At 43.8% G+C, this 14,841-nt stretch carries 11 protein-coding genes; 2 read left to right on the forward strand and 9 right to left on the reverse strand.

All coding sequences use genetic code 11. The annotated features are described in order from the left end of the window. Positions 1-32 precede the first annotated feature (32 nt). Positions 33-1,388 carry an extracellular solute-binding protein gene (locus MHH93_RS03420; RefSeq protein ID WP_500052796.1) on the reverse strand — a complete coding sequence of 452 codons (1,356 nt, stop codon included), beginning with the start codon at positions 1,386-1,388 and terminating at the stop codon, positions 33-35. Positions 1,389-1,662: 274 nt separating this feature from the next. Between MHH93_RS03420 and MHH93_RS03425 the strand changes: the two genes are divergently transcribed. Further along, positions 1,663-2,430: a helix-turn-helix domain-containing protein gene (locus MHH93_RS03425; RefSeq protein WP_500052797.1), complete on the forward strand. Its 768-nt coding sequence runs from the start codon at positions 1,663-1,665 to the stop codon at positions 2,428-2,430. 118 nt (positions 2,431-2,548) lie between these two features. On the opposite strand, the gene MHH93_RS03430 is transcribed toward MHH93_RS03425, so the two are convergent. From MHH93_RS03430 to MHH93_RS03450, 5 genes are all read right to left on the reverse strand, one after another. After that, positions 2,549-4,174, reverse strand: a complete 1,626-nt coding sequence (locus tag MHH93_RS03430) for a response regulator (RefSeq protein WP_500052798.1) — start codon at positions 4,172-4,174, stop codon at positions 2,549-2,551. Then, positions 4,159-5,925, reverse strand: coding sequence for a sensor histidine kinase (locus MHH93_RS03435; RefSeq protein ID WP_500053316.1), 1,767 nt, complete (start codon positions 5,923-5,925; stop codon positions 4,159-4,161). The genes MHH93_RS03430 and MHH93_RS03435 overlap by 16 nt, the downstream gene beginning before the upstream one ends. A gap of 48 nt (positions 5,926-5,973) precedes the next feature. Next, positions 5,974-7,653: an extracellular solute-binding protein gene (locus MHH93_RS03440; protein ID WP_500052799.1), complete on the reverse strand. Its 1,680-nt coding sequence runs from the start codon at positions 7,651-7,653 to the stop codon at positions 5,974-5,976. Between the two features lie 125 nt (positions 7,654-7,778). Continuing rightward, positions 7,779-9,329 (reverse strand): glycoside hydrolase family 43 protein, encoded by a 1,551-nt coding sequence (locus MHH93_RS03445; protein WP_500052800.1) that lies wholly within the window; start codon positions 9,327-9,329, stop codon positions 7,779-7,781. Positions 9,330-9,336: 7 nt separating this feature from the next. Further along, on the reverse strand, positions 9,337-10,854 hold the full coding sequence (locus MHH93_RS03450; protein WP_500052801.1) for a glycoside hydrolase family 43 protein: 1,518 nt from the start codon (positions 10,852-10,854) through the stop codon (positions 9,337-9,339). A 163-nt stretch (positions 10,855-11,017) separates the two neighbouring features. On the opposite strand from MHH93_RS03450, the gene MHH93_RS03455 reads away from it, so the two are divergent. Beyond that, complete coding sequence (locus MHH93_RS03455; protein ID WP_500052802.1) at positions 11,018-11,881, forward strand: helix-turn-helix domain-containing protein; 864 nt, start codon at positions 11,018-11,020, stop codon at positions 11,879-11,881. Between the two features lie 136 nt (positions 11,882-12,017). On the opposite strand, the gene MHH93_RS03460 is transcribed toward MHH93_RS03455, so the two are convergent. The 3 genes from MHH93_RS03460 to MHH93_RS03470 all read right to left on the reverse strand — a co-directional run bounded on the left by MHH93_RS03460 (position 12,018) and on the right by MHH93_RS03470 (position 14,712). Further along, positions 12,018-13,712: an ABC transporter substrate-binding protein gene (locus tag MHH93_RS03460; RefSeq protein WP_500052803.1), complete on the reverse strand. Its 1,695-nt coding sequence runs from the start codon at positions 13,710-13,712 to the stop codon at positions 12,018-12,020. A gap of 275 nt (positions 13,713-13,987) precedes the next feature. Beyond that, entirely contained in the window at positions 13,988-14,263 is a 276-nt protein-coding gene (locus MHH93_RS03465) for a barstar family protein (protein WP_500052804.1), read from the reverse strand. A 14-nt stretch (positions 14,264-14,277) separates the two neighbouring features. Further along, positions 14,278-14,712, reverse strand: coding sequence for a ribonuclease domain-containing protein (locus tag MHH93_RS03470; protein ID WP_500052805.1), 435 nt, complete (start codon positions 14,710-14,712; stop codon positions 14,278-14,280). Positions 14,713-14,841 lie beyond the last annotated feature (129 nt).

Genomic DNA, 14,841 nt, shown 5'->3' on the forward strand with positions numbered 1-14,841 from the left:
CACTGGTGCGTTCTGCCCGTGTAATGTGATGCTTATTTGTATACCTCATCAATCGCAGCCTGGAAAGGAGCCTTGTATTTCTCGATCAGCGTAGATACGGAAACCCCTTCTTTGAGCTCCCCATCAAAGTCCCAGAAAGGCAAAGACGGGAATGTGTTATGGTCGAGAACCAACATACCTTCCGCGACCTCTCTGGCGTTGTTGATATCTGCTTCATCGGTCAGATGTGTCTCCAGTGTGGATTGCCCCGGATAATCATAGATCGAATCGATCTCGTTAATTTTCTCCCAGATGTACATCAGTTGTTCCGGATTCTCTACCGCTTTAGGAATTGTTATAGCCTGGTAACGTGATTCACCGGAGTGATATGCTGTTGCACTTGGACCTTTGGGAAACGGTACAAAACCGATGTCGTAATCCTTCATATCCGTCATAATGCCTTCAACTTCGTACATTGCACCTGAATACATTAAGGTGTTACCTTGACGGAAGAACGTAGATGGCTCTGTCCAGTCGCCGCCCTCAGAAGCCCTTCCGACCTTCTCGGTAGCCAGTTTGGACAGGAAGTTCAACGCTTCTTTCGTTTTTGGATCTTCCAGGTTCTGCTTATCCTCCTTGGTCAGAGAAGCCTCATTGGAATACAGAATCGGTTCCAGCAAGCCCGTTTGAGCGAGTCCCCAAGTATCCAGCTTGCCATCGTTATTCCGATCCTTGTTCGCTTGTTTGGCAACGCTGAGGAACGTATCCCAGTTCCATTCATCGGCATCCACATACTCCTGCAGCGGCTTCAAGCCAAGCTCTTGCATGAGCGTACGATTATAGAAAATTCCGTTGATAAACGAGGACTGGTCCTCGGTAAAGCCATAACCCTTGCCTTCATACTGCATGTACTCCTTGGTTGTTTTCTGGTTGAATACCTTGTCGTTCTTAATATAATCATCCACTGGCCATAACAGATCCTGTTTGGTCAATGCCGGAATGGCATAGTTTTTGCCCAGTCTCACAAGATCGCCAAGCGGTTCACCCGCCATCAGGGAAGCAACCACCTTTTCCTGATATTCGCCAAAATCGATGGAAACATATTCAATATTAAAGTTGTGTTTTTTCTTCAGCGCTTCGAGATTCTCAAGGCGTTGAATGTTGTCCGGGTTGTTCCCCTGTATTTCCATGTCCCACCAAGCAACCACTTTAATCGTTCTGCCGCCCATGTCAAAATCCATTTCTGGCGTTGAGTTTTCATTCTTTGCCTCGGTTTCCGCGGGTGTTTGTTCCTCCTGTGGTGTTGTCTTTTCCGGCTCGGGTTGAGCGGTAGGCGCAGAACTGCATGCAGCAATCACCAACAAGACCGCAAATACCAGGCTCAGTAGCATGAACTTGTTTTTTCTCATCGTCTTCCCCCCTGATTGTCTTTTGCTCTCACAGTGTATCGTTCAAATGAAAGCGCAAACAACCTGCCAGAATACAGATGTTTACCCGGGCTGAATATAGATTTTCGTAATTTTGCTCAAGCAAAGCGCAGTATAGGTTTTAATTGGTAAAGAAATGCACTCTCTACAAAAATATGCACATTGTATGCGCTTTCTTTTATTACCATAATGAAATTAAGTCATATTTCAGTTAATCTGGCGGACTACAATTCAACAGAAGGTGGGGTATTGCTTCATGTATGATATTTTACTTGTGGATTTCAGCCGTCGTTTGTGCGGAGAGTTGCAACAGATGTTGCTACGGAGCAAAGCTCAATATACTATCGCAAATTGTGTATTCTCATCGGCCGAGGCTTTGACCGCATTGTCAGAACGAGACTTTTCCCTTGTTATGGTACATACAGAGAGGTTTGATACCGCGGGGCTCTGGTTATGCAACGACATTCGACAAAAAAGTCAGATCCCCATCCTCCTAATGGGTGGAAGAGATCATTTCAGGTTCGTACGCAAAGCCTTGACGTATCAGGTGAATGATTATCTCCCGTATCCTGTCAGTCCCTCATCTTTACTTAACAGTCTGCATGGACTTAGATCCCACCTTGAAACCGACCCGGCACATAAAACGTCGTCGTTCTTCAAAACGCCAGTTCAAATGAACGGTAAGCCCATGCACTCCAGTCATGTTATTCGAATTGTCAAAGCTTATGTACGGGATCATCTGGGTGATGAAATTACGCTGAAGAAAATCTCTGATATGCTTCATTTTAACTGTGCATACCTTGGACAGAAGTTTAAGCTGGAAGAAAAGATGTCTTTCAATGATTATATGCTCCAGCAACGGATGGAAAAAGCACAGCAGTTGTTGTCTTCCACGAATCTGCGAATATATGAGATTGCTATTGAGGTAGGCTATAAGGATATTGATTGGTTCTATAAAAAGTTCAAAGCGTATGCCGGATCGAGTCCCAATGCTTATAGAAGACAAAAAATCCACACGGCCTAAAGGTGGATTGCCGAATCGGTTTGTTTATCGATTAGATAACAACTACAAAAAAACGCAGGATGTATTCTTCTTCCTGCGTTTTTTTGTTTGGGTTTGGTCAATTCCAGAGTATTCACCATTAACGTACCAAAAGGGATTCCCGGTATTCTTGGGGAGTCATTCCCGTGATTTTCTTAAACAGTCGGGTAAACGAATGTGCTGCCTCGTACCCTACTTGAACTGCAACCTCACGTACCATAAGATTTGTGTTCTGAAGCAATTCTTTGGCTCTTTTTATTCGGCAGTCATCAATGAACTCTGACAGGTTAATTCCCATTTCCTGTTTAAAGAATCGGGACAGATAGGATGGATTAAAATGATGAAGCTCTGCGAGTCTCACCAGAGAAAGGTCTTTCTCAAGGTTCTCCTTGACGTAACTGCATAAGGAATGAATGACAACGTTAGCGCGTTCCTGTTCATTTGATCTTTTGTAACGGACTAATTCATCGGCAGCACGATATAAAAATTGTACTGCATCCTTCATGCAAGTATACTCCCCTAAATGCAATAAACTTCGTTGATCCGGGATCTTCTGTTGAAGACCCCAACGATTGATTGTTGAATGCAATAATAAAGCCAGATTGTAGTATGTTTCCATGGCACGTTCCATCGTAATATCCTGTTGCAGCAATTCGCCTGCAAGCTCCTCAAATATATCGTAAAATGGCTGAATTCGGCCTGTTTCCAAATATCCTGACATAATCTCGATCCGGTTCGAGATCCGCATGGATTCTTTGGGTACATCAGATGATGAATCATTACGATGATCCGTGAGTACCATGGATACCCCATCTCCAATTTTCATCCACTGGAGTAATCTCAGACGTTCATATTGTTTGGTTAACTCGGACCAATTACAGCTTCGACTACTTAATGAAAAAGCAATGGACACGCCAAGTGATACCATGCAAGCCTCTTGTACCAATTCCAGTGTGCCTTCTAGGAATCGTACAAGTTTATCATTGGCCATCTCTTCCTCCTGCTTCGGTTGAAGCAGCCAGATCGTATCCCCGTAGTGATCTGTTACACTTGCGCACACCGTACGCTCATGCATTAAAGATGAGCCAATAATACGAACAGATTCCTGGACTTGTGTGAGGTCCGAACCTTTTTCTGGCGGATGATTGAAACGACCCAGTATGAGATAAACAGGCGAGTTGATCTGTAATCTGATATCTCTTTTCAACAGTTCATCCTGTATATCCATAGTAGAAGCCATAACTGCTGTACAATCTTGAAGCAGCTTCCGCAAATACTCTTTCTGTTGAATCAGTGCAAGCTGCGAGTTGACTTTATGAGAATGTTCCAATAACTCAAGCATGCTGTGACTTCGCCGAATCTCTTCCATCACATCTTCGACAACAGACATCACCTTGTCATAACCTTCCGTTTTGAGCAAGTAACGCACATTGGCCATCTGAAAAGCTTGATAAGCATAATCAAAATCGCTATGTCCTGTCAGAAAAATAACGCGGCAATTCGGCCAACTGTCTTGAATCCGCTCTGTCAATTCCAAGCCACTCATGCCTGGCATGCGGATGTCCGTTAGAACAATATCAATTCTCGAACGTTGCATCCAGGACAATGCTTCTGTTGCAGAGTATGCTTTACATACATCAAGCTGATCAGGTTTATATCTGGCGAACGTTTCATAGAGACTATCTGTAATAATCTCCTCGTCATCTACAATCAAAAGTCGATACATTCGTTCTCTCCCTCTTTCCACTGGATTCGAATTGTGACTTTTAATCCTTGCAGTTCACTTCTGGATAGGAAAAGGCCACTTCCCTCGCCATACGTCAGGACCAGACGCCGATGAATATTGATTAAACCCGTCATTTCATCCGTGCTTCCATCCTTATGCAAGCGTTGTTGAAGAGAATGTATATGTTGCTCTTCCAACTCATTTCCATTATCCTCTACGGTAATCTCGGCATATGAACCTTCCATATGAAACCCGATAATTAGAAGACCAGAGTTCGTATTCTTTTCAAGGCTGTGTTCATATGCATTCTCAATAATGGGTTGAATAATGAGTCTGGGAACATGAATATGTTCCATCTCAGCAGGTAGTGACCCAAAATCGACCTTGATTCGTCTGGAGAATCGTAATTGTTGAATCTCTGTGTAGATCCGTGAATGCTCAACTTCCACTTTCAACTTCACATGATCTGTTTCATTCCGGGTAATGAACCTGAAATACTCTCCAAGCATGTTCGTGAATTGCTCAATCCGTTCTGTTTCCCCTGTTCTTGCAAGTGAATTCAGAATAAAGAAACTATTGTACAGAAAATGAGGATTAATCTGGGATTGGAGCTGTTTCAACTCGGCCCGTTGCATCATCAGTGTTTTCTTGAAATCCCGGTCGATCAGGGATTGAAGATTTTCAATCATTAGGTTGAAACGGGTGTAGAGGAAGCCGAATTCATCCTTTCGATTATGCGCGATGGGAACATCAAGCATGCCTCCCTCCATTTTTTTGAATCTTTTCACCAATAACAGTAACGGAATATGAATCAACTTGTAGCTTGAATAGAGATACGCCGTGATGGCAACAAATGATGTAATTGCAAACAGCCAAGCCCAATGATAGAACTTGCTAAGCGGTTTGGTGACAATGGCCTCGGGTAGATATGTAGCTAAGGATAAGCCCAGAGAATCCATATGCAACTGACTAACATGATACATGGTGTCCCCCACCTTCATCCGAAAACCATCAAGTGTACCTTTCACACTGTTCTCACGATAATTTGCGAGAATAACATTAGCTTGATGGTTATCTGTGATGGCATGCCCCGTGACGTCCTCAATCAGGAAAGTTGAACTCTCCGGGTACAAATTAAGTCGTGTAAGTTCATTTTGAAAATGAGCTGTATCCAGCTCCACTTGAATGACAAAAAGCGGGGGCTCTCCTCTCGTACCCGTCAGTCTGACGGCACTGAGGTTCAGGGTGTCCTCTTTCACCGTGAAACGTGTACCTTTTCCTTGCATGCCTGAACTGAAGTACACATATGAACTTTTATCAAAATCATCGATACCTTGGATCGCGGATATACTTTTGCCAACTGAAGGGATATGTACATATACGTTTTTGATATAAGCCGTGCTATTCTTGAATGAAGCGAGTCGTTCAGTCAGATAATTTAATGTATCCCGTCGCTCAACCTGATCCATCATATCCCAGAGAATAGCCAGACGATTCAATTTGCGATCCTCAACGATATCAAACTGCTGTAATTCCATCCATTCCATCTCTCTGTTCAATTCCATGACATATTGGTCCAACCGTCTCTCTGTTGACAATGATATTTCCTGGCTTGCATTGTCATAACTCCAATGATACAGATACACTCCAAGGAGAATCAGGGGGAGCACAAATACCAGATAGGTGATTATTAATCGCGCAAATATACTGTTAAACCATGATTTAGCAGGGATCTTGATCAATACATTCACCTCCAATGCCAAAGGCTGAGTGGGTTCCTTGTATGAATAAAGTGAACATTAGTGCTCCTTTGGCTTGCTGGTGCGAAACCACGCGTTAACTTCCGATGTGATCTGATCTCCCCCCAGCTTGCGCCAATTCTCTACGAATTGATCAAACTCTTCTATCGGCCTGCCTAGAATAATGTTCATATAGGCTTCAAGCTGAAGATCTCGAAGAATGATTTGTCGATCAACCATGGTGTCTGTAATGCCGCCAGTGAACTCATCATAGAGAAGTTGACCGTTCTTCTCATACGTATCTGCAATGCTAAAAGCACCCGAAGGACCATAGGTTTGTTTCCAGCCCCAGCCGCTCTCTACATGTTCCAATTCATAGGCCACAATGCGTTTGTGAATGGCGAGAGCTTCGTTCTCCAGAGCCGAGAAGTCTCCTGTGCTTCTGGCATCACGAATTTGTTTGTATGCATCTATGTTTTTATTACCGGGAAATGGAGTCACCGGTGAAAGCATCCATACAGCTCGGGAGTCGTCATTATAGTATGTTTCGTACTGTGCCTGATCGCCCCAGTTGATGTCCAGATGCAGATTCATGAGCTCTACAACCACCTCCGGATGAGCGAATCCCTTTTTTACAGCAAAGTATTGCCCGGTATTGGAACGTAGCGGTACAAACAGACTCCGGTCCGACTTGGCAACAATGGGATATGCCTGCCATTCTACATCTGCATCTGTGTCACGGGTGGTCTGGAGCATAAAGGGTGTCCACTGTTCTCCGTAGAGCATCCCTATTTTTCCGTCCTGAACCAGACGAAACGCCTTGCTTCCACTTTTATAGCCGAAATCCGGGTCAAGTTGGCCTTCACGATACAATGACTGCAGTGCTTTCAGAGCCTCGCGAACTTCAGGCTGTATACCTCCATAAGTGAGATTTCCTTCTGCATCCTTAACCCATATATTAGGGTAGGCACCGTAGCCAGACATCAATCCCGCAGCTCCCATAACCGGATCCCATAAATGGTTGGTTAGCGCAAGTCCGTAAGTATCCTGCTCTCCATTCCCGTCGGGGTCCCCCTCTGTAAACGCTTTCGAAATTTGAAGAAGCTCTTCCATCGTTTCAGGCGGCCGTAGTCCCAGATTCTCCAACCAATCGGTTCTAATCCACAGGTACTGCGCAGTCTCAATGGAGGAAGAGGATTCAGGAATAGCCATAAGTTGACCGTCTATGGTTGCCGCATCAAATGCTCCTCTGCCCTCTGCCTCTAATATGCTCTTCGTAAGTGGTGAAGCATGCTCTTGGTACACATGGGTTAAATCTTCGATCATTCCAGCGTTACTCAGTTGTCTAAGTTGATATGGATTTACTTTGACCACATCCGGGAAACGTCCTGCAGCAAGAGATACACCCAGCTTCTGATTGTATACATCTCCATTAGCAATCCAGTCATAGTGAATTTGAATACCTAACTCTTTCTCGTACAAACGAGTCCAGCGATTATCCAGCATCGTCTCACCAGGCAACTGGCCAATCATGCGCTCGAGGTCATCTCCGGTTTCCCTGACAAAAGAGACCACAATAGGAGGAGAATACCTCTCAAACGTTGCGGGAAGTTGCATCTGTTGCCCATCTGGCTGCGGATGATGTTGTTTGGAATTCCCTTCGGTATGACCTGCTGGTATCGACACCGCAAGGAACAGAATAAAAGTCCATTTTGTTATGTCCAGACATCTCTTATACATGACGACATGCCCCCAGTTCGGTTTAAACAACTGTCTTCTCTCTGTCCATTATGAATCCATATCATTGTACAACAACTTGTAATCATTGAATACGAAAAGCCGCCGTTGGGCGGCTTTTACATATTTCATTGTTTCTCATCGGGATTAATCACACGATATTCAAAATTCGAAAAGTCAGCTGTTCCGCCAACCATTTGAGTTGAGTATGCAAATAACCCCGTTCGGCAACCCATAAAATGATCGAGTTTATATACCATTTTATGGACAATCCCTATATCTCTCCATTGCATCCCGTCGAAATAGGCAAAAGAGCACTCATCCAGATTGTTCTCAAAATTTCCGAATGCTTTAAGTTGAACGACTGGATCTGATACCGGGATACGTTCATGTTCAGTGGCTGGCTCCTGGTCAATAAGATTACCGAATATGGTTGAGTCCCCACTATTTCTAGCATGCATGACCAAGTAAAACTTGCTATCCTGCTTCGTAAGAGCGATCATACCGTACGAACCGATCAGAAAGCACAACCCGGCATAATCCCCATCATTCAGATGACTGCCATCAAGCGTAACCCTTGCTTCGCAAGCGGGCCCCATGGAACGCTGGGTTAGTGTGTTTACGGCGAACGTCAGATTTGGGCTGATCTGTCCAGTTCGAACACGATAAACTCCCGGTTTCTCTGTGACGGACCAAAGTTCATGATGAGGTGTATGATTCCATTGCCAAAAATCGCGGAGCCGTATTCTTCCATCTTCTTCAGCTGCATAATTGAAACTGTCGCTACCTATTAACGGTTTATAACGGTGTTCAGGTCTAGTGCTCGGGATATCAATCTGTTTCGGGGCTTTGCTTGCAAACACGGGTATATCCTGATCAAAATGTAGCGGAACCAAAACAGGAATACGACCAACAGCCCCATGATCCTGAAACAGCATTGCATACCAGTCTCCATCCGGCGTATCCACGATACCTCCCTGAGCCACACCTGAATTGAAATAATCCATATCGTCATTGAATACTTCTCCACCAGTGAAGACTTCTTCCAGAGAGTCTGCCGTATAACACGCCTGTGTTCTCCGGCCGGAAGCTTTCGTTATATGAATCAGGAATACAACATATTTCCCATTAATCTTGTAGAAATGTGCTCCTTCATAACCAAGGTGATGAGGCTGCTCGTCTTTTACAATTACGCGATGCACTCCGCCAGGTTTCGGTCCGGACAGATCAGCGCTTAATTCGGTCAGATAGATCTCGGTATTACCATACACAAGATATGCTCGGTCATCATCGTCGAAGAATAAGGAGCAATCATGATAAAACCCTTCGACTATTTGTTTCTTCCACACTCCCGAGATGGTTGGTGAAGTATACAAGTATGTTTTTCGGGTATCATTCGCCACAAAGATCACATAGAACATCCCTTGATGATAGCGCAGCGATGCAGCCCACATGCCTTTGCTATAAATGTGTTGCCCATCCACCAACCGCTGTGCAGGTGTATCGTCCAATGTGTCGTATACATATGTGGCTACTTCCCAATGGATCAGGTCATATGAACGCAGGATGACACATCCCGGCATCATATGCATGGTCGTACTAACCATATAATATGTGTCCTCTACACGAATAACGTCAAGATCCGGGTAATCAGCCCAAATAATCGGATTTGGATACATGTTTCAATTACACCTCATTTTTTCTGTTAAACTTCCATTCTCTTAAAAGGATGATGGAGCTGTCTGTTGAATTCTTAAGCTTAATATACAAATCTTGCACACCTTTTGCACCCGTAACTTTCGTTGTTAGTTCCATCCATTGAAGAGATCCGGTCGCAGGCGGAACAATAATTTCGGCAATTAACGGTCCGTCTGCACGATCAAGCCGAAGTTCCAACGTACCTTCGCTTCCTTCATTCGCAATAATAGCTGTAAAGGTTGTGGGTCCTTCACTTTCAAAATCGACCTTGGATATAGCTATCCAACTGTCATTTTGCAGCTTAGCGGACATGATATTCGAATCGGATGCAGATATCTCAGCAGAGTCAGGAGATTGCTCGGTTGTTACTCTGCTGCTCCATCCAATTGTCGAACCGCTTACCCACTCATAAGGATTGAAGCACTTGATTTGATCTACGCCCTGATAATCTGCATGTACCTTCTGGATCTTACCCGTGGCCTCATCATGCTCGACTCGATTCAGATGTGTTGAACGGTAACCATCGGGAATATTCATGGCCTGGCTTAGTGTCTGAGCATGATAGGCAATGTACCACTGATCGGCCAGTTGGAATATAGCATGATGGTTATTGCCGCCAACATCAAAAAAGTGGCCCGGATTCTGGAGCAACGTTCCCTGATAAGTCCATGGTCCCATCGGCTGAACACTGGTCATATATGCAATTTCACCGGGTGGTGGACTGCCCTCTGGCCGATCACCCTCAACAAAATTGGAACAATACGTAAAGTAGTAACTATTATTATATTTATGTATCCCTGCATCTTCAAACATATAAGGTGCCTGAATCACCTTTGCTATACCAACAACGCTGGTCATATCATCTCCCAATCGCATAACTCTTGCCGTATCAGGTCTTTCTGGTTTCCCCTGCGGAATACCACCACCGAAGTATATGTAGGACTGATGATCATCATCTACGATTACAGCCGGATCGAACAACCAGGTTACTTCCTCCACTCCCGGAGTTTCTCTTGTAATAAGCGCTTTGCCTATCGGGTCTGTCCATGGGCCAATAGGTGTTGGTGCAGACAATACACCAATTCCACTGGCATTATTGGCGAAATAAAGAAAGAAACAGTCTTTGCCATCCAAGTTTCGATGAGCAGCTGCCAGCGCCCAGGATTGCGAAGCCCATTTTGCAGCGCCTTGAGGTCCAGCAACTTTGATCTCCCCATGATCGGTCCAGTTAATTAAGTCATCCGAAGAAATGACCGTAATCTTGTTGATTGAACTGTAACTGTTTTTCTGAGGAAGACCGTCCTTATCATATTCCAGCTTATCACTAGTCATATATAAGTAGACTCGATTGTTAAATACCAAAGCATAGGGATCGGCTCCGAATTTGTGGGCCACCAGAGGGTTACCGTTGGGATGAAGCTTTCCAATCTCCCCTGGAATCCTCTCCAGATTGGCAGCTTGAGTTTGCTTTTGCTCACCAGCATGTGGTGTAGAATGATGATTCATTGAAAAAATCCCCCTATAATCGTTTTTAGTTGTACTTTATAAATAGAAAGCGTTTGCAATACAAAAGGTATCATGATAGGATGATTACATTTTAAGGTAAGCTGACTACAATTTCATTGCGTTAACCGCTCTATTTATTGCGTGAAATGACGGGAGGTACTTCATGAGTGGATCCTCTGAATGTTTTTATGATCCCATCCAGCCTGAGCTCTTATATCTGCACCGCGTAACAACGTATAAGCTGGAAACGATCTATCATCGCCATAATGCATACGAGATCTACCTGTTTCTTCGTGGCAACGTTCACTTTTATGTAGAAAATCGGTGTTATCATGTGCAGCGGGGGGATTTGCTAGTGATGACACCCGAGGAGATGCACCGAGCCTTTATTCTGGATGAATCTGAATATGAGCGCATTACCATCAATCTCAAAAAAAACTACTTTTATCACTTGTCTACACCATCAACCAATCTGTTGTCATGTTTTGATCATCGCCCCAAAGGAACAGGAAATATTATACATCTGGACGATCATGGTTTGAACGTGATGTTGCAATGGACAAACGAATTGGAAGGATTACTTGCTTCGGATGCTTATGGTACGGACATCAAAATTAATGCAGCAGTAGCCCAATTGTTGGTCATGATTAACGTCAGGTTTCACAACAATTCTTTTGTTCCCAATGACATCATGCCTGAGCTGGTTCGTGAAACGATGGATTATATTGAAATACATCTCAATCAAGATATTACGCTTCGCAAACTTGCTGAAGCTTTTTATATGAACAGCACTTATATCAGTAGACAATTCAAAAAGCACACCGGATTGACGATTCGTTCCTACATTTTGGGTCGCCGGATTGAACGGGCCAAATTCCACCTGTCTGAAGGAATGAGTATTACGGATGCTTGCTTTCAATCTGGCTTTAGTGACTATGCTAACTTCATTCGCAGTTTCACCAAAATGGTCGGCACTTCTCCAGGCAAATATAGCAAACAACGACGTGATGCAATCGAAATAATATGATGATAACGACAAGATCATGCACCAAAGCAAAAAACATCAAGCCATGCTGGATGGCTCGATGTTTTTCTTTTTCTTCATTTGCTTGGTATACATATTTTAATCTGTATCAAACTGTTAACGAGATCATGTTCACCAGTTATTTAATCTCTTTTCCAGACCACAGACTAACACGTTCTTTAATCCACTCTGTGTACTGCTCTTCCATGGCTACAGCGCCCGCAGCATCAAGCTCTGCAATCATATTGTCATATATCTCTTCAAAGGCACCTGGAGAGGATGTAATTGCTTCCGCGATCCGTTTCTGGATAATGTCCTGTGTCTTCTGATACACCACATTATAGTCTCCGCTATCCGTAGGAATCGGCATATTATAAGCTGCGCCCCACTCTTTCACCGGGAATTCATCTCCGTTAGGGAATAGCTCCTTCCAGGTTGTAATACCGTACCCTTTCAGTGTTTCTTTTTCTATATCGGAATAAGCTTCCTGGATCTGCTCAGGATAGTTGGTTGTATAATAGTTGTCCGTTGAATCTTTGACACCATCTCCATAATGAGCGCCAAAAATAGTGTATAAGTTGATACCGGTTTCTTTGCTGAATGTACTATTGTCTTTGTTTTTACGTTCCTGAATATCTGCCGGTATTTTGCGAACTCCGTCTTCCACAACGTAATGTTCTCCTTCGATACCCCAATTTCTCAACACTTGACCTTCCTCAGAAGAAAGCCAATCCAGGAATTTGATGGCCCGAACCGGATCTTCAGCATCAACAGTTATACCGATACCATATCCATCAAAGCCGATATCCTGAAAATCTTTGCGCTGGAAGTTGTCGTTCAGCGTTACCGGATAGAAGCCATAAGTCATATCGTCCTTGCCTGCGCTTTTCAAAGCATTTTCGGCATCGCTAAATCCCCAAAGCGGATCAAGCACGGATAGAACACGTCCACTGGCGATTTTGGACTTATATTGATCATCCTTTTGTACAAAACTGTCTTTATCTACCAGACCTTCATTATACATTTTGTTCAACCAACGGAAATATTCCTTCTCTTCAGGACGTTTATAATGAAGAACAGCTTCATATGTGTCAGGGTTAATGAAATATTCACCATCCCCAGGTCCTCCTGTAGCCATGACTGCCGGATCAGTTACGGTAATCATACGACGCCATCCATCTGCACTGAGTGTCAGCGGGATTGTCGGTTGGCCATCATCTGTCGTTGGGTTATTCTTATAAAACTCTCGGAGGACATTTTCATAATCTTCCAAGGTTTTGATCTCAGGGTACCCAAGCTCTTTGACTACACGATGCTGAATAGCAGCACCATTCGTTGCATCAAAGCTTTCTTGATCGATCGCACCATTCGTTGGAATCCAATATATGGATGGGTCCTCATTGCTATATTTCAAGCGATTAAAATGCTCACCGTATATCTTTTTCAAATTGGGTGCATGTTCTTCGATCAGATCCGTCAGATCAATCATTGCACCAGCATCAACAAGTCGGCTTAAGTTGCCTTTGGGAAAGATCAGATCCGGGTAATCACCGCTTGCAGCCATAAGAGATATACGATCGTTTCCTCCTCCGCTTGAGATATCGAATTCTGCATTAATGGTTACACCCGTTTTTTCCGTAATTTTCTTCCCTACAGCATCCTGCATATTGTTCCAGTTGGGACTTGCATCCGCACCGAAGAAGGTAAACGTAATCGGGCTGTTAGGGTCACTGGTATTCGATTCTGAATTCTCTGTAGTGTTTCCGCAACCGGCGGAAACCAGTACAACACTTGTTACGAGACATGCTCCTAGCAGTTTTGAAACGGCTCTCATTATTTTTCTGCCCCCTAAATGGTGTTAGTCGTAATAACCGATCCAGACATTAAAGATGGTTCGCTCAGATGTGGTATACGCTTACATATTCAACCGGGAGTGTACGATTACACTCCTGCCTAAGCTGTTCCATGCTTAAAGTATAAGGAAGTCCAATAACCCCAACCTTGATTATTAAGCCATGAAAATAGCATGATCTAGACATGAATCTCCGTAAAATGTGAAGACCAAAAAAGCGATGGTTGCCCATCGCCTCATAACACCTAACATCCTTTTCAGTAATATAATTCCAACGTAAATCCCTGAATCTCCGCTTCCACATCCCGCAACAATTCGATGACTTGGTCAGCATAATCTCCAAGGATTTCTTTGCTTTTCTCGAAACCAAGCCATTGAACAGTAAGCGGCATGCTTACAGCCCCAGTTAAGACATCCCACAGCGCGTCCAAATTGCCTCCGTAGTTCTCGTCTAACTCAAGCTGGTTCTGAAGCACTTTATGCAACTCTTCTTTGCTGTGAATGTGGTATCCGTCAATCTGAATATTGCTCATATCATGACCTCCGTTTATTTTAACTGTTCAAATGACTTGTAATGATCTGTCGTCTGGTAGATTAAACCGTCATTCGAGTATAGAATTCGGTCGCTTCCGCGCCGTCCTCCTGAGTAATTGATATCAGCTTCATACCATATCCGGCCTTTTTTGTTGGGAAGTAGTCCTTCCCGGTTACCGAACACATCGCCGCCGATGCTTTTGCCTGGAGCGACTTCATGTAGATTTCCTTCACTTGGTTCCCAGCCCAATTCCCTGGCCTCTTTCTTGGTAATGTAATTCGGTGGGAGTTCATGATGCTCCGAGATATAATTGGCAACTTCATCAAATCCCATATCCTCTGATACTTGAGGTGATCCGATATCCAGCACAGACTCTGATGTACAACCTGAGAACAATAATGCAGAGAAGACAATTACTAACGTGTAAACAAATTTTCTGAAAAACATAATCTTTTCTCCTTTGAATGTTCTTGCTCTTGCTGTGTCTTCGTTTTTAAGCCTATCATTGAACTGATATTCAATCAATATACTCCTTCAACTAAAAAAAGCCGCTAAAATAGCGACTTTAATCGTGCC

Source organism: Priestia sp. FSL H7-0729 (assembly GCF_038005685.1).
Taxonomy (GTDB): domain Bacteria; phylum Bacillota; class Bacilli; order Paenibacillales; family Paenibacillaceae; genus Paenibacillus.

Bases quoted from the DNA above. Each gene is read 5' to 3' on its own strand.
- MHH93_RS03420 (WP_500052796.1), bottom strand. From the start codon at position 1,388: ATGAGAAAAAACAAGTTCATGCTACTGAGCCTGGTATTTGCGGTCTTG.
- MHH93_RS03425 (WP_500052797.1), top strand. From the start codon at position 1,663: ATGTATGATATTTTACTTGTGGATTTCAGCCGTCGTTTGTGCGGAGAG.
- MHH93_RS03430 (WP_500052798.1), bottom strand. From the start codon at position 4,174: ATGTATCGACTTTTGATTGTAGATGACGAGGAGATTATTACAGATAGT.
- MHH93_RS03440 (WP_500052799.1), bottom strand. From the start codon at position 7,653: ATGTATAAGAGATGTCTGGACATAACAAAATGGACTTTTATTCTGTTC.
- MHH93_RS03445 (WP_500052800.1), bottom strand. From the start codon at position 9,329: ATGTATCCAAATCCGATTATTTGGGCTGATTACCCGGATCTTGACGTT.
- MHH93_RS03450 (WP_500052801.1), bottom strand. From the start codon at position 10,854: ATGAATCATCATTCTACACCACATGCTGGTGAGCAAAAGCAAACTCAA.
- MHH93_RS03455 (WP_500052802.1), top strand. From the start codon at position 11,018: ATGAGTGGATCCTCTGAATGTTTTTATGATCCCATCCAGCCTGAGCTC.
- MHH93_RS03460 (WP_500052803.1), bottom strand. From the start codon at position 13,712: ATGAGAGCCGTTTCAAAACTGCTAGGAGCATGTCTCGTAACAAGTGTT.
- MHH93_RS03465 (WP_500052804.1), bottom strand. From the start codon at position 14,263: ATGAGCAATATTCAGATTGACGGATACCACATTCACAGCAAAGAAGAG.
- MHH93_RS03470 (WP_500052805.1), bottom strand. From the start codon at position 14,712: ATGTTTTTCAGAAAATTTGTTTACACGTTAGTAATTGTCTTCTCTGCA.